Here is a 17,690-nt window from a genome sequence, read left to right as displayed (position 1 = left end):
AAATTCAAAAAGGGGCGGAATCTATCCGCCCCTTTTTGCTTGGCTTCATGAACTAATTTTCTTGAGTAATTAATTTTCTTGAGTGATAGATAAGGTGAAAGGCTGACCACTTTGAGCCATGTCTCCCACAAACACCGAGTAAGTCCCTTGTTCCCACACGCCTGGAACTTCGATAGTGCCATTAGCAGCCGTGTCTGCCATGACGCAGCGATTGGAAGGCCCCGTAATCCAGAGAGTTGGCTGACCTTGCCCTTGAAGGGTAATCCGAAGCGGCGAAGGCTGATTGACTACAATCACTTGGTTGGGTTCGGTCGGGATGAACCCACATTGACTCGCTTGAGAACCGCCAGAATTGCCGCTGATGCTAATGGGTGCAGCAAGGGGAGTTTGCACGGGGGTACTGTACCCGGAGGTTGCGATCGCCATAGTCATTGCGATCGCGGTCGGAATCGTCATCCAGTCAAAGCGCTTTTTCATAACCCCTCTCCACAAGCCAAGATTTTAAGGATAGGTCTACCTGGCTAATTGCATCCTAGCTCTGGAAATTAGGGATGAAGAAAAATCTGTGACAGTTCCCCAAGTGCGCTAATTTAGCAAGATAGTGTTTAGGGCTTTTTCGAGCATGTTGCAACAACTTTCTGTATCCGCAACGTTACTGTATGCGATCGCCGCTGCGGCTGCGCTAGTTTATCTGCCGTTCCTGGTTGTGGCATTGGGGCGCGTTCAGGTGGGGTACGATCCAGCGACTCCACGCGCCCTGTTTGACAAGCTGCCCGACTATGCTAAACGAGCAACCTGGGCGCATCAGAACTCGTTTGAGTCGTTTGCACTATTTACAGCGGCGGCGTTAATGGCGTATGTCACAAAAGTAGACAGTCCTTTGGCGGTGCAGGTGGCGATCGCCTATGTCGTGGCTCGATTCTTCTTTTCGGTATTCTATATTTTGAATGTGCCCTTGTTGCGATCGCTCATGTTTGGCATCGGTACCACAGGAATTATTATCTTGATGGGGCTGAGTCTGAAGCAAGTTAATCTGTAGCTCACTCGTACAAATTATTTATAAATTCCCTTAATTTTCCCAATAGCCATGGCTTCATCCTCCTATTCTTTTGATATTGTCAGCGACTACGATCGGCAAGAACTGGTCAATACCCTTGACCAAACCAACCGCGAAATCATTGCCCGCTACGACCTCAAAGACACCAAGACTACTTTAGAGCTAGGTGCCGAAAGTATTGACGTTCATACCGACAGCGAATTTACCCTCGACTCTATCCACACGATTCTTCAGCAAAAGGCCGCTAAACGAAATCTTTCCTTAAAAATCTTTGAGTATGGCAAAATCGAATCTGCCAGCGGCAACCGAGTTCGGCAGGAAATTAAGCTAAAAAAAGGCATTCCTGCTGAAATGGGTAAGCAAATCTCGAAGCTGATTCGGGATGAATTCACGAAAGTTCAGGCTTCAATTCAGGGTGATGCCGTGCGGGTTTCGGCAAAGTCGAAAGATGAGCTTCAGGCAATCATTCAGCGCCTCAAGCAAGAGGATTATCCGATGGCGTTGCAATTTAACAACTATCGATAACAAACCTTGCGCCCAAGTCAGAATTTCCTGAGGTTAAAGATTTGAGGTTAGAAACTGATGCAAGTGCCAGAAGTTAACCCCACCACGAGCCTTTACGAAACCGATTTCTATGCCTGGACTCAAGAGCAGGTGAATTTGCTGCGCGATCGCCAGTGGAGCCAAATTGACTTACACAATTTAATTGATGAGGTTGAATCTTTGGGCAAACAGCAACGCCAAGAGCTTCGTAATCGTTTGAGCGTGTTGCTAAGTCATTTGTTGAAGTGGGAATATCAACCACATCGAAGCCGCAGTTGGCTTGCAACCATTCGGGTGCAGCGTCGAGATACCTTACGGCTTCTGAAAGAAAACCCTAGCCTTAAGTCTGCCTTAGCAGATACGTTGCCGGAAGCCTACGAAAATGGCAAAGATCTAGCCATGGGTGAAACTGACCTGCCCAAGCAAACTTTTCCGTTGCTATGTCCTTACCCGCTAAGTCAGGTTTTAGAGAGTCGCTTTTACTCTGGGGAAATGAGTACATTGACTGACGAGCCAGACGCTTAGAAGCAGGGATCAAATCTGGCGAGCAGTCGGTCAATTGGTCATTATTTCGTCTTGGGAAAGCGTCCATTCAGTGGCATGATATTGAGAGTAGGCTCAATCTGCTGAATCCTATACGATGGCAGAGATTGAGCTTCGCTGTGTTGGACTCATAATGTTGAACATCCGATCTTGAGGACGTTTTGAAGGAGAACCATGTTTAAGAAATGCATCGGGCTAGTTGTGGTCGCTGTATTCCTTGCCTTCCAGATGTTTACGGGGGGAGCGATCGCTGCTGAATTAGATGCGGCGACTCGAACCGTAGCGTTGAACGAAGCCGGAGGAACAGTCACCCTTAATCTCAAGCAGGTGGCGGCGGGCAAGCGCTTGTTTAATTATGCCTGTGGTCAGTGCCATGCGGGTGGAGTCACCAAGACCGACCCCAACGTGGGGCTAGAGCCAGAGTCTTTGGCACTGGCAACCCCTCGCCGCGACAATCTCGACTCTTTGGTCGATTATATGAAAAACCCGACCACCTATGATGGTCTGGAATCCATTGCCGAGCTACACCCTAGCACCCAAAGTACCGACATCTTTCCTAAGATGCGGAACTTGACAGAAGATGATCTGGTGGCGATCGCTGGACACATTCTGCTTCAGCCCAAAGTGGTGGGCGACAAATGGGGCGGCGGCAAAATCTATTACTAAACTTCATTCATGCTGATTTCTTTGATTTGGCGACGATTTTGGGGCAGGGCGATTGCCTTAGCAACGGTCTTTCTATTTCTAGGAATTCCTGCTGCTCAGGCAGATTCTTTGGAAGCTTATGTTTTGAGATATCTAGATGTGAGGGAACCCGTCCCTTTAGCGATCGATGCTCAAGGCGAAACCCGTCCCTTCTCGGCAGCAGATTTGTCGATCGGCAAACGGTTGTTTGAGGATAGCTGCAAAAACTGCCATGTTGGCGGGGCAACGTTGCCCGATCCGTTAGTCTCTTTGTCATTGGAAGCCCTACGGGGAGCCACGCCGCCGCGCGATAACATCAACAGCCTAGTCGCCTACTTAAGACAACCCATGTCGTATGACGGCACTGAAGAGTCTTATGGGTGCCGCCAAATCAGTGAAAAATGGATGGATCAAGCAACTTTAGAGAATCTCTCAGCCTTCGTTTTACGAGCCGCCCAAAAAGCCCCAGGTTGGGGAATCCCTTCTTTTTGAAGCCTAGTTTTTGAGATAAACCAAGATAAAATTTATCTAGGAACAAATTCAACTTAGTTTTTCGAGGTATTTCCATGAAACTGACCACTCTCATCTCTCGGAGTTTGAGTCTGGCACTATGCATGATGGTGTTGGTTGCAGGCACGTTGCTTATGGCGGTTGCGCCTGCTGCTGCTGAAACTTTCACCGTCAAAATGGGTGCAGACTCTGGCATGTTGGCATTTGAGCCTTCGACTTTAACGATTAAGCAAGGCGACACCATTAAGTGGGTCAACAACAAGCTGCCTCCCCACAACATCATGTTTGAAGACAAAGCTTTGGCTGACAAGTCCCATAGCGCTATGTTGTTTTCTCCTGGCGAGTCTTACGAAGCCACCTTCGATACAACTGGAACCTTTAGCTACTACTGTGCTCCTCACCGGGGTGCTGGCATGGCAGGTAAGATTACTGTTCAGTAGTTGAACGGGCGATCGATTTTGGAAAGGGCGTGGCGAAGGCTGCGCCCTTTTTTAGCGTCTTTATCAGTCGTCTTGAAAGACGGAGAGGAGGACGATCGCGTTTGCTTATTCGGTTTTGTCATCATCTTCATCCCGATCGCCATCATTCAGCATGGCAAAGATGGCTCCGGTGACGCTGAGGGCGATCGTATTGGCGGTCGTGCTTAGTGCTTTTTGGGCTTCGGTGGGGGTGGGGAGGGATGCGAGATGGAGGGCGATCGCACTATGTCACTCTCGCCCAGATGTCACTCTCGCCCAGCCTTGCCCTGACCTGTGCAACATAGTCCTTCAGACTCATCTCAAGCAGCCTGAGATTCCATCAACACTTCGTAATACGTATTCCATTCAAAAAAATCAGCCGAGTCCCCCAACTCCCCAGCCTGGAACTGCCGATAAAACTCATCAGACGACATCTGATACTGACCTTCGTATGCCCTAGGATGCTGCTCCACATCCCCCACTAGCTCCGTTTGGGCAGACCGATCTTGCATCAACAAACGTAGCACCGTTGCCTGTTCCGCTTCTGACAACGCTTTAATCAATTGAACCACCGACTCTAGCTGATTTGTATCCATGTTATGAGCGATCGCAGTATCTCGATATTACCAAATCTCCACCACCCCAAATTCGTAGTAGTTCGTTGAGGCGCATGATTTCAGAGCAAGCTTGCTTACTAGCTCTCACATGCAGAGCACGAACAACCATTCGGCTTCTACAGATCGATCGCAGCGAAGAACGTCGATTATGGATGACTTCGGGGCTGGAGCGTTTGGCTTTGCCGTCTTGCGGAGAATTGCCAGAGTCAGGGCGTTTTTAATATCAAGTCACAAAAATTTGCCTGTCTTCCCGTAGGATATTGAAGTATTAATTTTTGAGGGTAGCGCTAGTGGTTCCTCTTAACGACGACAATCCAATCCGCATTACGCCTTATGTCACTTATGGGCTGATTGTTCTGAACATTCTAGTGTTCATATTTGAAATTACTCTCACCCCCCAAGCGTTAGATGCGCTATTCTATACTGCTGCCGTCGTTCCGGCTGAACTGACTCGCAGTTTGCAAGGTCAACCTGTGCCTGGAGGTTTTCCAGAATGGTCAACGCTGATTACGTCGCAATTCTTGCATGGGGGCTGGCTGCATTTGGGCGGCAATATGCTGTACCTGTGGGTTTTTGGCAATAACTTAGAAGAACAGATGGGACGGTTGCGCTATTTGGTGTTCTATCTGCTGTGTGGGGTTTTGGCAGGGCTGACGCAGTGGTATTTTGCCCAGTCGTCGACCATTCCCTCGTTGGGCGCAAGTGGAGCGATCGCTGGAGTTTTAGGTGCTTACGTCATCCGCTTCCCAAAAGTTAGAATTCTTACGCTCATTTCATTTTTTGCATTCCGGGTTCCAGCTTACCTATTTTTGGGCTTTTGGTTTATTCAACAAGCCTTTTATAGCGTGAGCAGCCTCAACGTTACGACTAATATTGGGATGGAAAATGGTGGTATTGCTTACTGGGCACACGCTGGCGGTTTTGTGTTTGGGGCAATTTTAGGACCTATTTTTGGCTTATTTTCGCAAGAAGCCCAGGACTACTAACCTCTTAAAGGCAACAGCAGCCCAAAAGATCCATCTTGCCTTCAAACATCAGTCAAAATTTTGATTACCCTTGAGAAGATTAAGTGAGCTTTTCGAGATACCCGCAAGAGGATGTATCTCACCCCCAGACCAAACCAGACGAAGAGGAAGGCTGCATGAAGCGGAATAATTCAGAAATCCTCAAAAGGACAACTCAGGGCAGCGTAGTTCTTTTGCTGCTGTTGGGAGGGATGTGGGGAGGAACGAAGATGGGCGGAGCAAAAGCATTGGCAGTTGTGGATGATGGATGGGTAATTGCCCAATCCTCTTTGTCGGTGCAAGAGCAGGAAAAACTGGATCGGCTCGATCGCACAGCGACTGTGTTTAATGTGATGCTGGGCGTTTTTGCCCTGATGGTTGCCGGGGCGATCGCGGCTCTCTACCTACTGCGGCGATCGGTGATTCGAGAAGTCACCGAAATTGTACAGGCTCATTTAGGCGAACTAGGAGATTTAGAAAGCCAGATTGCAAACTCTAAGTTAGAAATCAAAAAAATGCTTCAGGAGTACGAAGAGTACGCCGCTGATTTGGGTGATGAAGCTGACGGTTTTCAGAAGAACTTGGTGGATAAACAAGAGAAGCTGGAAGATCTGGTTGCAGAATTTTCTCAACGGAAGCAGCAAAGTGCAGAGCTATTGCAGCAGCAGTTAGAAGCAGCCCAGGAAAGATTAGGCGCACTAGAAACAAGCTTCTCGACTCAAGTATCAGATATTCAGCGCGTGGTGCAGTCTCGGCAAGACCAAAGCTTATTGGCGTTAGATGAATCCGCAGCAACCTTTGCTCATCAGTTGGTTGATCTGCACGATGAAGCGCAACAGCAGAAAGAACTGACGGTCAGCCAATTGGGTAATTTGGTCACTCATCTGTTGCCTTACTTAGAAGAATTGCGTCAAGAAGCAGAAGAGCAAGTTCGGCAGCAGCAGACCGTGACTTTAGACTTAATGAAAACTCTAGAGACAGATTTTGCAGCCCAAGTCGCCAGCTTGCAGAAGAGCGCGATCGGACGAAAAGATCAGGTCTTTAGCCAGCTTGAAACCGTGCGGGAAGACCTGACCGCAGAACTCACTCAAATTCAAGCAGATACCCAAACCCAGCGCGATGCTATTCGTCGTAGCCTGGAGCAGCTTAAAGCAGAATTTGCCAGGCAACAAACCGACCTGCGCCTAGATGCTCAAACCCAAGGCGATACCATCCGCCAAGGTTTAGGAGATCTCAGGGCTGACTTTAATCAGCAAAAATCTGAGCTTCAATCTGATACGAAAGCGCAACGAGAAGCAGTTCAAAAAGCCCTAGAACGGATGGAGGCAGGTTTTAGCGATCGCCTCAACGATTTACAAGCCGACACTCAGCGCCAGAGAGCCGCGATTCAGCAAAACCTCGATCGTCTTGAGGCCGAGTTTGTTCAGCAGCAAATGGAACTTCAAGCCGCAGCCCAAGCCAAAAAAGAAGATCTGCGCCAAATTCTAGACCGCATCGAAACCGAGTTCACCGCTCGCCGCTCCGATCTGCAAGCAGACGTACAGGCGAAGAAAGAAGACCTGCGGCAAATGATCGAACGCTTTGAAACCGAGTTCAGCAGCCAACTCACTCAAATTCAAACAGGCAGCCAAGAACGCAAAGACCTGATTCTTAATAATCTCGATCGCTCCGAAGGCGAATTGGTGGCTCAACTCACGTCCCTTAAAGCAGACGTACAGGCTCAGCGAGAAAAAATTCGGCAAAACCTGGAAAAAGTGGAAGCCCGTTTTGCCGACCAACTGGCTGGCTTCCAATCTAGTGCTGAAGAACAAAAAGCCCTGAGTTTGCAAAACCTAACCCGACTTGAAGCCGAAATTACCGCGCAACTGAACGCTCTTCAAAATGAAGCCCAAATGCAGAAAGACAACATCCTGAAAAAGCTGAGTGAAGTCTCACCCCAGTTTCTCGCGGATTCTTTTGCTTCAGACGTGCAACATACTCTCCAGCGTATAACCGAGCAACTAGCAATCCTGCAAGCCAGCCAGCCCGAACTGTTTTACACTGCTGCCGACTACATGCAGCAAGCCGATGCCCTGGCTGCCAGTGATGCCGCAGCTGCGATCGCCCTCTACGACAAAGCCGTCGCTCTTGAGCCCAACGACCCGACGCTATGGATGAACCGAGGCATGGCGCTCGAAGCCCTCAAACGACCTGCCGAGGCCATTGCGGCATATGAGCAAGCCCTTAAGCTTCAACCTGATAATGCTGCGGCATGGTATCACCAGGGGATTCTGCTGCGAGAGCTAAAGCAGTACGACGGAGCGATCGCAGCCCTCAATAAAGCCGTCGAACTCCATCCCCAAGATGCCAAAGCATGGCTTAACCGAGGCATCAGTTTCAGCCGCATCAAAAACCCCGAAGCCGCCCTAGAATCCTTCGACAAGGCCCTGGAAATTCACGCCGACTATCCTGAAGCCTGGGTGAATCGAGGCGTGGTTCTGGGCAGCCTGCAACGCCCTGAAGAGGCTTTTGTGGCATTCGATCGCGCTACCCAATTCCAGCCAGAAGATGCCGTTGCTTGGCTCAATCGTGCCCTTTCTCTGGTTGAGCTAGAGCGCTACCCTGAGGCGATCGCCTCCCTCGAAAAAGTCACCCAACTCAAGCCCGACTCCCATAAAGCCTGGGACACCAAAGGCTATGTGCAAATGCAACTCAAGCGAGACGACGAAGCGATCGCCAGTTTCAACCGCGCCATTAAAATCAAGCCCGACTACGCCAGCGCCTACTACAACAAAGCGTGCTGCTACGCCACCCAAGGCGAAGCTGATTTAGCGTTGGAAAGCTTGCAAAGGGCGATCGATCTGAATCCTAAGTACCGCAAAGAAGCCAAAGTCGATCCTAATTTTGATGAACTCGTGGGCGACGACTGGTTTATTGAACTCATGGAAGGTTGATAATAAGTAACATTCATTATCCCGTAGAGTTATGCATTACATTTTTCTGCAAAATGCTCTAACTTTCACCTACGATGCTGTTTTGGTCAGCAGCACTGCTTTCTTTGGCACAGAGTTAGTGTTGCATCTGAAACAAAAGTGGGATGCATTGGAGGTTCCTAAACCTGCTCAACTGCCTGCGGCATCAATACCGCTGTTAGAATCTACCGCAATTCCAGTAGAGTCAGTGGCGATCGAGGAAAAAGTAGCACTTCCTATTGACCTTGGTGAAACTTGATCTTGGTGAAACCGAGTAAGCCCAATTGTTGCAGGCTAATTTTTGAATTGTGCTAGTAAAGGCTGAGGGTTTTGTTTCTAGAAAAGCGACGAGACAAAACCTTCATTTTGCACCCAACAATCTGTAGTAAGAGACGCGAGAATTCTCACGCTGCATCTTTTTCCGACTCATCATAGGAAGGAAAGGGCTTTGAGGATTCGTCTTTCATTCAGCAATGCCCAAAAGCTCTTATTTTCGATCGGCGCTCTATCCTACCTATAAGTAACTATTTTATCTACAAGTAATATTTTGCAAGCAATGATTCCTTTTATTTTGGCTTCTGCTTCTCCTGCCCGACGACGATTGCTGAACGAAGCCGGGATTGCCGCCTTTGTGTGTCCCAGCGATTTTGATGAGTCGCGGGTGCAGATCAGCGAACCTTCTGAGTTAGTCACAACTTTGGCGAGGGGTAAGGCTGAGGCTGTGCTCAGTCGGTTTTCTGATTCGTTGATTTTGGGCTGCGATTCGGTTTTGGCGATGGGTGGCAAAATTTATGGTAAACCCCTTGATGCAGCAGATGCGATCGCCCGCTGGCAACAGATGCGGGGTCAGGTCGGTGAACTTTACACAGGGCACGTCCTGATCGATCAAACGCAGAATCAAATCCTAGTGCAATCGCAAGTGACACGAGTCTTTTTTGCAGACGTGAGCGATCGCCAAATTGCTGCCTATGTGGCTTCGGGTGAACCCCTACAATGTGCAGGGTGCTTTGCCTTGGAAGGACGGGGCGGCTTGTTTATTGAAAAGCTAGAAGGCTGTCATAGTAATGTTATCGGCTTGAGCCTGCCGCTTTTAAGAAAAATGCTGACCGATTTAGGTTACGATGTCGCAGATTTTTGGCAATTTGTGCAAGAATAAAATCTTCATGAGTTTTGGCTAACTCATGGGTGTGTTCCAAAATTGCTTACAGGCTTTGTGCATCGGGTGCTAGGAAATATTTTGATAGATCTTACTTTACGGTGTCTTTATAGGCTTGCAAAAACTACTGATGCTAATTAGAGGGTTCTAACGAGACAATTTGACAATAGTTTTATGGTTAAATCTAGCCCTTTAATTGAACTAGAAGGCAAATAAGATCTTTCTTAGAAGCTGATCCGAGTCAAGTCAAACTGCTCGGCATAAATTGCATCTTCGTTTTTCAAGCCATCCAAGATTGTGTCTACTCCCCTGAATTTTGGAAGCCCCATGAATCCATCAGTTGCAAGGCTGGATAGTCTGCGTTTTTCGCCTCAACATCGAACTCAACTGGGTCAGATGTGCGGGTCTGGTGAACTGTTTCACGATCGCTACAGCATTCATCGAGTCTTAGGTCGCGGCGGCTTTGGCGTTACTTTTTTAGCTCAAGATGCTAACCTCCCAGGTTCGCCTCTCTGCGTCATTAAACAGCTTTGCCCAAAGGTGAGTAACCCCCTGACCTTACGGCGCGCTGAGCAACGCTTTGAGCGAGAAGCAACCATTTTAGGGCAACTGGGTAGCCATGCCCAAGTTCCTCGCTTGTTAGATTATTTTGAGGAAGATGATGAATTTTATCTGGTGCAAGAGTATGTCAAGGGGTGGACTCTGGCAAAAGAGGTGAAACGGGAAGGAACACTTTCCGAGACAGAAGTAAAGCGCTTTTTACTAGAAATATTGCCTGTTTTAACCTACATTCACCAGCATGGAGTCATTCATCGAGACATCAAACCTCCTAATATCTTGCGATCGCAAGACGATGGTCGACTAGTGCTGATTGATTTTGGGGCAGTCAAAGAACATTTTGTTGACTCCAACAGGGTAACCGAGCGTACCTCAACTACTCAGTTCGTGGGCACGTTAGGCTTTGCGCCTGCCGAGCAGTTGGCACTGCGTCCAACCTATGCCAGCGATATTTTTGCATTGGGAGTAACCTGCCTGTACCTGCTCACAGGCAAGCCGCCCATGGAATTTTCCTACGACTTTGCCACGGGCGACGTATGTTGGCAGAACATGGCAACCGTCAGTGACCACTTTGGCAAGGTACTAGACCGAATGCTGAAGGTTTCCTTGCGCGATCGCTTTCAATCGGCTGCCGAAATTCAGCGGGCGCTAGAACTGGAGCCGCATCTCAACGATCTTCAGCTTTGCATGAACTTGCGTCCTGCCTTTGAAGAGACTTCAGATGAAGCGTTGTTAGGCGGCGGGTACTTGCCCCCAACTGTGCGGACAGCGATCGCCATTCGCAGATGGAACAGCAAAGTAATCGCCAAGGGAAACCGTAAACTAGCGACTTAGGTTTGCCTTGGCGCACAGCTAAGCAGCTTGTGGAATCGGGTCGGCAGTCCAGACAGATTCAAAACCCACTGTTGGCTCAGGAGATGAATTAGCCAAAGGCTTCACGCCCCGGCTAACCTGATGCACACCCCACACGTTTTCTGTTCGCACATCGCCAAACCCTGCCATCCCCATCCAAGCATCTACGCTGCCCTGAGCATAGGCGCGCATGTAGGGCTCCTCAAAAATTTGGGTAAGCCATTCGGTTTGGCGGAGAGTAGCTTGGTTGCCATCTAAAATCAACACCTCTCCACCCGCCTTCAGCAGCCGGAAGCCTTCGTCTAAGACTTTGCAGGAAATGGCGGGCGGTATTTCATGGAACAATAGTGAAGCGGTGACTAGATCAAAGCTGCTGTCAGCAAACGTCAGTTGCTCGGCTTTACCTTGCTGGAACTGAATCGCCAAGCCTGCCTGACGAGCTTTATCATCTGCCACAGCTAGCATATAAGGCGACAGATCGACCCCAATGACCTCTGCATTAGGAAATTTTTGTTTGAGCAAGCGTGTCGTTGAACCCGTTCCACAGCCTAAATCTAAAATGCGTCGTGGCTGGCAACGAATGCGTTCTATTAACTCTTGACGCACCCATAATTCGTTAGGGGGTAGAACGTGTTGGGTGATCGGATCATAGGAAAAGGCGGCTCCTAGATTTAAGTAGCCATCTTCAATGCCATGGAAATTTTGGGCATAGTATTTGGGGTACTCAAAATTGGGTTGACGAAAGCGATCGCTCTCTTTTTCCCAATCTCGACTCTCGTAGTATTTTTTTATTTCTTCTGAGTCAAGTAAAAAAGTCTTGAAGAAGGGAGCCAAGAACTGCTCAAATATGGTGTCTTTCCGAGGTGTCATAAGCGATCGCCCAATGCATCTAAGTTGAACAGTGATCTTTAGTTAAACAGTGATCTTTGTGCTGAATATCTTACAGCTTTACTAATTTTAATGAATTGACAGAAAGTTATAATTCTTTCATCTCAGGTGAAATCATCGATCGAACTTGTCTCTCTTTTTTTGCCGTCCTATGCTCAAAGCAGTATTGTTCGATTTCAATGGCGTAATTATTAACGATGAGCCGTTGCATGAGAAGCTGCTGGCACAAATTTTGGTTGAAGAAAATCTCAAGGCGAATCCGGATGAGTTTCGAGAGGTATGCCTGGGGCGGAGCGATCGCGCCTGTTTGCACGATCTGCTTTTGCGGCGAGGACGAGTAGTCAGCGATGACTATTTAACCGGACTGGTATCACGGAAGTCCCGCTATTATCAACAGCAGATTGAATCCCTCGAAACAGTTCCTACTTATGCAGGTCTAACCGATCTAATTTTTAAGATTCGAGTCGCAAACCTGGCAATGGCAGTGGTTAGTGGGGCAGTCCGTGCCGAAATTGAATGGGTATTAACTAGCCTAGACTTGGCTCAATATTTTAGTGTGATAGTCGCAGGAGATGATATCACAACCAGCAAGCCCGACCCCGCAGGCTATTTACTAGCCGTCGATCGCCTTAATCAACAGAATCCTGGGCTGGCGCTGCGACCCGAAGAATGCCTGGTGATTGAAGATACCTTTGCTGGCATTGAGGCAGGCAAACGCGCTGGGATGAAAGTAGTAGGAGTAGCAAATTCTTACCCTTATCATATGATGCAGCGACAATCAAATTGGGCTGTCGATTATCTTTCAGAGTTAGAGCTTGACCGCGTACTGCAAGTATTTTTGGGCAGAGAAAAACCAGAGGTTAAAGACTAAGCTAAAATGATAGCCGCTGGGGGGTTAGCGCAGTTGGTAGCGCGTTGCGATCGCACCGCAAAGGCCACCGGTTCGAGCCCGGTACTCTCCATTCGCTTGATTAAAAAATAATCTGGTTGGGCATTCTGAGCGTGACCCAGGTCGCTTTCTGATGACTAAAGTTCTTTTATAGCCCTTCTCCTGATGAAATTTCGATCAGTCAAGTTTGATTCGCTGCGATCGAAATTAATCCTATCTTTTTTAGTAGTTTCTCTGCTGCCAATCCTTCTACTCACAGGAGTAAATCGGCAGAGTACAACTGCTGTCATGACTCAAAATGCCAACCAAGCGCTGTTTGCAGCCGCCAGTCAAACTGCCCTGCGGCTTGATAGTTTTATTCAAACTAACCTAGCGACCGTTCGAGTTGAAGCTCAACTTCCAGGGGTGATCAGATATCTTCAATTATCGCCGGAGCAACAAGCAGAAAGTCCAGAAGCTACGGAAGCTGCCGCTATCTTTTGGAGCTTAGCTCAGCGAGATCCGTCCAACATTTTGTCTTATTCGCTATTGAATCTACAGGGAATTACAGTTTTTGATACTTATGAGCATGATATCCAGCGAAATAGGGTAAATGATGACTTTTTTTGGCAACCGCTAGCCTTAAAGTCTGCTTATGCCTCAGCCGTTCGGATTCAGTCTCGCCAAGATGGAACCGCCAGCATTTATTTTAGTAGCCCTGTGCGAGATGCATCTGGAGCCATTTTGGGAGTCTTGGCTGTTCGTTATAATGCGCTCGCTCTGCAACAGATTGTTCGCCAAAGCCAAGACCTGGCGGGTTCTCAATCTTTTGTGGTGGTTTTAGATGAGTATCACATTCATATCGTGGATGGTAGCCCCATTAGTCAGCAATTCAAGTCTTTGATTCCACTGGCACCCGAACGAATCAGACTTCTGCAAAAACAAGAGCGTCTTCCCGACTTTCCCGCCCACCAACTTACTACCCATCAACCCGACTTCGAGCACGCTCTGAATCAGATCTGCCCACTCAGCCAAAACTGTCCCCCTACTTACGTCACCACTCACATTCCTAGTTCACCCGATCGCTACAAGCGAGTTGCTATTGTTCGGCTTAAAACCCAGCCCTGGTTTGTGGCTTTTTCTCAGCCCGAAGAGGTGTTTTTATCTCCCATCCAGGCCCCTGTGCAAGCCACGATCGCCCTTGCCCTGAGCATTGCTCTCATTGTGTCGATCGCAGCGCTCATTGTTGCCCGCTGGTTGTCCAACCCCTTAGGTCATCTCGCTGAGGGAGTGAGTCAATTTACCAAGGGTAATCTGGCGGCACGGGTCAAAATTAAGTCGAAAGATGAAATTGGGATATTAAGTGCCAACTTTAATATGATGGCGGAACAGGTCGGAAAACTCTTAAAAAGACTAGAAGACCGCACTGTTGAACTGGAAGGAAGCCGATATATCACTTTTGCAGTCAGCGAACTTTCTAAGTCGATTTTGGATAGCGATCGCCTTTTGCAAGAGGCTACAAAGTTAGTACAAGAAGGCTTTGCCGTGAACTATGTGCAAATTTATTTATGGGATGAGGTCACGGCTCAGTTGCAGCGCCGAGCCAGCGCAGGCAAATTTGACGATGTAGATGAAACTGATGTAGATGACACTGTTGATCATCCTATTGCATTGAGCGAAGATAGTTTGGTGGCGATCGCTGCCCGCCAGTTTCAGCCTCAAGTTTGTCATGACCTCGCCCATTGCCCTACCTCGATACCCCAATCAAGCCTTGCCCGTTCCGAAGTCGCCGTTCCTATCATTAGTCATGGTGCGCTTTTGGGCGTATTAGATATTCAGGACAGTACCACCTATCGCTTTAACGAAAGTGATCAAGAAACCCTTAATTCCCTCGCCGGACAAATTGCGATCGCCCTAGAGAACGCTTATCTCTTTCATGCAATCCAAACCACCGAAGCCCAATATCGTGACAAAGCCGAAGAGCTACAACAAACCCTTGAGGCACTTCAACAAGCTCAGGCTAAACTTGTACAAAGTGAAAAAATGTCGAGCTTGGGGCAGCTTGTGGCAGGCATAGCCCATGAAATCAATAACCCTGTTAGCTTTATTTACGCCAACTTAACCTACCTCAATCAATACCAAGCTGACTTGTTCAAATTACTGCAACTCTATCAACAGCACTATCCCCAACCCAATGCTGAGATTCGGAGAGAGCAAGATACGATTGATTTAGCTTTTATCAGCCAAGACTTTAGCCAAATCCTAGCGTCGATGAAAGTTGGAACAGAACGAATTCGCAAAATTGTTTTGTCTTTACGTAATTTTTCTCGGTTAGATGAATCCGAAGTAAAATCCGTAGACATTCATGAGGGTATTGAAAGTACGTTGCTCATGTTGCAAAGTCAACTCAAAGAATCTACAACTTACCCTGCTATTAAAATCACTAAAGAGTATGGGGATCTACCCCTGGTAGAATGTCATGCAGGGCAGCTTAATCAGGTGTTTATGAACGTGCTAATGAACGCCATAGATGCCTTAAAAACTTGCGTTATCACCTCCGAAATACAAGATTTGTCAACAGGTTTAGCTATTCAGTTAAAATCTCAGGATGCACTAAAAATTTTAATTAAGACAGAGCTTTTAGAAAATGAGGTAATCATTCGCATTATCGACAATGGGATTGGCATGACTGAAGACACCAGACACCGACTTTTTGATCCGTTTTTTACAACTAAAGAGGTGGGCAAAGGCACCGGGTTAGGGCTATCAGTTAGCTATCAAATTGTGACAGAAAAGCATCAGGGGCAACTGTCTTGCAATTCTGAGCTAGGAAAGGGGGCTGAGTTTATTATTCAAATCCCGATCGCGCTTAAATGCTCTATCAATTAAACTCGACAGCTATCAAGTAAACTCAACAGCTATCAAGTAAACTCAACAGCCATCAAGTAAACTCGACAGCTATAAAATTCTCAGGCGCGGTCACAAAGTTTTAGCTCAACCTACCGAATCGGAGCATTAACACGATACTCTAGACTCATTTACTCTTTGGACTGCCGGAGCCAGGATATGAAATCTAGAGTCAGGAGAGTAGGGGAACCGCGCGTGCAAGAAACCCGTAAGGGTTCGCTGAGAGAGACCCGCAAAAATCTGCCTCGTTTGTCTCAATCCATCCGCCGCATTGAAAACCGGGATGGCAAATTGAATGTTGTGGGGTTGGGCGCTTGGTACAGGTACTGGCGCGATCCTTATCATTTGATGTTGACAATTCCCTGGCTGGGTTTCGTTGCCCTGGTGTCGTTGGCTTACATCTTCATCAATATGATTTTCGCGCTCCTCTTCCTGGCAGGCGGCGATTGTATTGTGGGAGCCGAACCGGGAAACTTTTGGGATGCTTTTTTCTTCAGTGTTCAAACGCTAGGCTCGATTGGATATGGGGTAATGAGTCCGGGTACGCGCTATGCCCATGTCATAGTCACGGCTGAGGCAATTGCAAGTTTGTTGGCGATCGCCGTTGTCACAGGGCTTGCCTTTGCTCGCTTTGCTAAGCCCACCGCCCGAATTATGTTTAGCAAGGTCGCAGTTATAGAACGGTACAACGGCGTACCGACCTTAACTTTTCGTGCCGCCAATCAACGCCATAACCAAATTGTTGAGGCACATACTCGAGTTTACCTAATGCAGGATGAGAAGACACAAGAAGGAAACTTTCTGCGACGGTTTCATGAACTCAAGTTGACTCGCCACCGGACACCCAGTTTTACCTTAAGTTGGAACGTTATGCACCCCATTAACGAAGACAGCCCACTGTATGGGCAAACGTTAGAATCTTTAGAGAAATCACGCGCTCAAATTGCTGTATCTATTAGTGGTACTGACGAGACGGTTGCTTACAATATCCATGCTAGACATATGTTTAGCCCCTGCGAAATTTTGTGGGATCATCAGTTTGTTGATCTGTTCTATCAGTCTTCAAATGGCGATCGCTACCTCGACTACACCCATTTTCACGAAACGGTTCCGCTAGAATCTACACCCTCATTCTTAGAGCAACCTTTCGAGCAAACAGGCTAAGGCTCCTCCTCTAGTGCCCGCAGCACCGCATCTAACAACCCTGGAAACCGCGCCTCTAAATCTTCTCGTCGGAGCGAATTAATATATTGCGTTCCTTCTCGGCGGGAATAAATGATGCCTGACTCTCGCAACACTTTGAAGTGATGGGAAAGCGTAGACTTTGCCACCGAGTCAGACAGTGCACAGCAAGGCAGCATGTTTTGACTTGCCAAGCGGCGCACGACCTCCAGCCGCACCGAGTCACCTAGCGCATAAAGCACGCCCGCCAACGTCATATCTTTTCGGTCTGGATAATGAATCAATCGCATGGTTGCATTATGCCACAGGAAACGCTATGGTTCTGTTATTCGAGATTCTCGAATTAATGAGCTTTGAACTCATCAAAAGTAAACAGAGGTTTTCGCCATGTCATCCGTTGCACAAGTCACAGACGCAAACTTTCAGCAAGAAGTTCTGAGTAGCGAAATTCCTGTTTTAGTCGATTTTTGGGCACCTTGGTGTGGCCCCTGCCGCATGGTTGCCCCATCTGTCGATGAGGTATCTGTGCAATACGAGGGTCAACTGAAGGTCGTTAAGCTCAATACTGATGAGAACCCTGGGATCGCTAGTGAGTATGGTATTCGCAGCATTCCGGCGTTACTTATTTTCAAGGGGGGTATTAAGGTAGATATGGTGGTCGGTGCGGTGCCCAAAACCACGATCGCAGCGACCGTCGAAAAATATCTTGCCTAAAAATATCTTGCCTAAAAACATTACTTAGGGAATGGCAAAGTTGAAGTTGTCCTCCTGAGCAAGATTAATTGTCTAAGAGGATGTTTGAAAAGTCAGCTAGTCGGTAAAAAAGCTCTCTCAGTGTAAGCTGCGAATAGAAAGCACGCAGCACCGAGAAAGCAATATGAGTAAAGCATATCCCAGCAATCTGACTACTGG

Annotated in this window: 20 protein-coding genes and 1 tRNA gene; 17 read left to right on the top strand and 4 right to left on the bottom strand. The window is 47.8% G+C overall.

From position 1 onward, the window contains the following. Nucleotides 1–69: 69 nt before the first annotated feature. On the bottom strand, nt 70–477 hold the full coding sequence (locus KME11_19340; GenBank protein MBW4517365.1) for a hypothetical protein: 408 nt from the start codon (nt 475–477) through the stop codon (nt 70–72). Between the two features lie 145 nt (nt 478–622). On the opposite strand from KME11_19340, the gene KME11_19335 reads away from it, so the two are divergent. From KME11_19335 to petE, 6 genes are all read left to right on the top strand, one after another. Beyond that, entirely contained in the window at nt 623–1,039 is a 417-nt protein-coding gene (locus KME11_19335) for an MAPEG family protein (GenBank protein ID MBW4517364.1), read from the top strand. A gap of 48 nt (nt 1,040–1,087) precedes the next feature. After that, the gene (locus KME11_19330; GenBank protein ID MBW4517363.1) at nt 1,088–1,582 is read left to right on the top strand and encodes a YajQ family cyclic di-GMP-binding protein; all 495 of its coding nucleotides are present in this window, start codon (nt 1,088–1,090) and stop codon (nt 1,580–1,582) included. A gap of 57 nt (nt 1,583–1,639) precedes the next feature. Next, nucleotides 1,640–2,125 (top strand): DUF29 domain-containing protein, encoded by a 486-nt coding sequence (locus tag KME11_19325; GenBank protein MBW4517362.1) that lies wholly within the window; start codon nt 1,640–1,642, stop codon nt 2,123–2,125. A 192-nt stretch (nt 2,126–2,317) separates the two neighbouring features. Next, nucleotides 2,318–2,809 carry a cytochrome c-550 gene (gene psbV / locus KME11_19320; protein ID MBW4517361.1) on the top strand — a complete coding sequence of 164 codons (492 nt, stop codon included), beginning with the start codon at nt 2,318–2,320 and terminating at the stop codon, nt 2,807–2,809. Nucleotides 2,810–2,818: 9 nt separating this feature from the next. Next, nucleotides 2,819–3,319, top strand: coding sequence for a photosystem II cytochrome PsbV2 (psbV2, locus tag KME11_19315; GenBank protein MBW4517360.1), 501 nt, complete (start codon nt 2,819–2,821; stop codon nt 3,317–3,319). Between the two features lie 74 nt (nt 3,320–3,393). Next, the gene (petE, locus tag KME11_19310; protein MBW4517359.1) at nt 3,394–3,777 is read left to right on the top strand and encodes a plastocyanin; all 384 of its coding nucleotides are present in this window, start codon (nt 3,394–3,396) and stop codon (nt 3,775–3,777) included. Nucleotides 3,778–4,115: 338 nt separating this feature from the next. Here petE and KME11_19305 read toward each other — a convergent pair whose 3' ends face one another. Continuing rightward, a complete protein-coding gene (locus KME11_19305; protein MBW4517358.1) occupies nt 4,116–4,391 on the bottom strand; it encodes a hypothetical protein in 276 nt (91 codons plus the stop codon). Between KME11_19305 and KME11_19300 the strand changes: the two genes are divergently transcribed. From KME11_19300 to KME11_19275, 6 genes are all read left to right on the top strand, one after another. Beyond that, a complete protein-coding gene (locus KME11_19300) occupies nt 4,382–4,633 on the top strand; it encodes a hypothetical protein (GenBank protein MBW4517357.1) in 252 nt (83 codons plus the stop codon). The genes KME11_19305 and KME11_19300 overlap by 10 nt on opposite strands. Nucleotides 4,634–4,702: 69 nt before the next feature. Beyond that, on the top strand, nt 4,703–5,398 hold the full coding sequence (locus KME11_19295; GenBank protein ID MBW4517356.1) for a rhomboid family intramembrane serine protease: 696 nt from the start codon (nt 4,703–4,705) through the stop codon (nt 5,396–5,398). A gap of 83 nt (nt 5,399–5,481) precedes the next feature. Beyond that, the gene (locus KME11_19290; GenBank protein ID MBW4517355.1) at nt 5,482–8,349 is read left to right on the top strand and encodes a tetratricopeptide repeat protein; all 2,868 of its coding nucleotides are present in this window, start codon (nt 5,482–5,484) and stop codon (nt 8,347–8,349) included. Between the two features lie 31 nt (nt 8,350–8,380). Next, on the top strand, nt 8,381–8,626 hold the full coding sequence (locus KME11_19285) for a hypothetical protein (GenBank protein ID MBW4517354.1): 246 nt from the start codon (nt 8,381–8,383) through the stop codon (nt 8,624–8,626). A 297-nt stretch (nt 8,627–8,923) separates the two neighbouring features. Next, nucleotides 8,924–9,523 carry a septum formation inhibitor Maf gene (gene maf / locus KME11_19280; protein MBW4517353.1) on the top strand — a complete coding sequence of 200 codons (600 nt, stop codon included), beginning with the start codon at nt 8,924–8,926 and terminating at the stop codon, nt 9,521–9,523. Between the two features lie 327 nt (nt 9,524–9,850). Further along, nucleotides 9,851–10,915: a serine/threonine protein kinase gene (locus tag KME11_19275; protein MBW4517352.1), complete on the top strand. Its 1,065-nt coding sequence runs from the start codon at nt 9,851–9,853 to the stop codon at nt 10,913–10,915. An 18-nt stretch (nt 10,916–10,933) separates the two neighbouring features. Here KME11_19275 and KME11_19270 read toward each other — a convergent pair whose 3' ends face one another. Continuing rightward, complete coding sequence (locus tag KME11_19270; GenBank protein ID MBW4517351.1) at nt 10,934–11,803, bottom strand: methyltransferase domain-containing protein; 870 nt, start codon at nt 11,801–11,803, stop codon at nt 10,934–10,936. A 169-nt stretch (nt 11,804–11,972) separates the two neighbouring features. Between KME11_19270 and KME11_19265 the strand changes: the two genes are divergently transcribed. From KME11_19265 to KME11_19250, 4 genes are all read left to right on the top strand, one after another. After that, nucleotides 11,973–12,692, top strand: a complete 720-nt coding sequence (locus tag KME11_19265) for an HAD family phosphatase (GenBank protein ID MBW4517350.1) — start codon at nt 11,973–11,975, stop codon at nt 12,690–12,692. Nucleotides 12,693–12,710: 18 nt separating this feature from the next. Next, nucleotides 12,711–12,783: transfer RNA gene (locus KME11_19260), tRNA-Ala, on the top strand. Nucleotides 12,784–12,875: 92 nt separating this feature from the next. Further along, nucleotides 12,876–15,578, top strand: coding sequence for a GAF domain-containing protein (locus KME11_19255; protein MBW4517349.1), 2,703 nt, complete (start codon nt 12,876–12,878; stop codon nt 15,576–15,578). A gap of 177 nt (nt 15,579–15,755) precedes the next feature. Continuing rightward, nucleotides 15,756–16,760 carry an ATP-sensitive inward rectifier potassium channel 10 gene (locus KME11_19250; GenBank protein MBW4517348.1) on the top strand — a complete coding sequence of 335 codons (1,005 nt, stop codon included), beginning with the start codon at nt 15,756–15,758 and terminating at the stop codon, nt 16,758–16,760. Here the strand turns inward: KME11_19250 and KME11_19245 are convergent. Further along, a complete protein-coding gene (locus KME11_19245; protein MBW4517347.1) occupies nt 16,757–17,068 on the bottom strand; it encodes a helix-turn-helix domain-containing protein in 312 nt (103 codons plus the stop codon). The two genes, KME11_19250 and KME11_19245, sit on opposite strands and share 4 nt — an antisense overlap. 97 nt (nt 17,069–17,165) lie before the next feature. Here KME11_19245 and trxA point away from each other — a divergent pair, with 97 nt between their 5' ends. Then, entirely contained in the window at nt 17,166–17,492 is a 327-nt protein-coding gene (gene trxA, locus KME11_19240) for a thioredoxin (protein ID MBW4517346.1), read from the top strand. The last annotated feature ends 198 nt before the right edge of the window (nt 17,493–17,690 follow it).

The organism is Timaviella obliquedivisa GSE-PSE-MK23-08B, from assembly GCA_019358855.1.
In the GTDB taxonomy this organism is placed as follows: domain Bacteria; phylum Cyanobacteriota; class Cyanobacteriia; order Elainellales; family Elainellaceae; genus Timaviella; species Timaviella obliquedivisa.
Note: the sequence above shows the minus strand (reverse complement) of the source record. Positions and strands in the feature narration are given on the sequence as shown.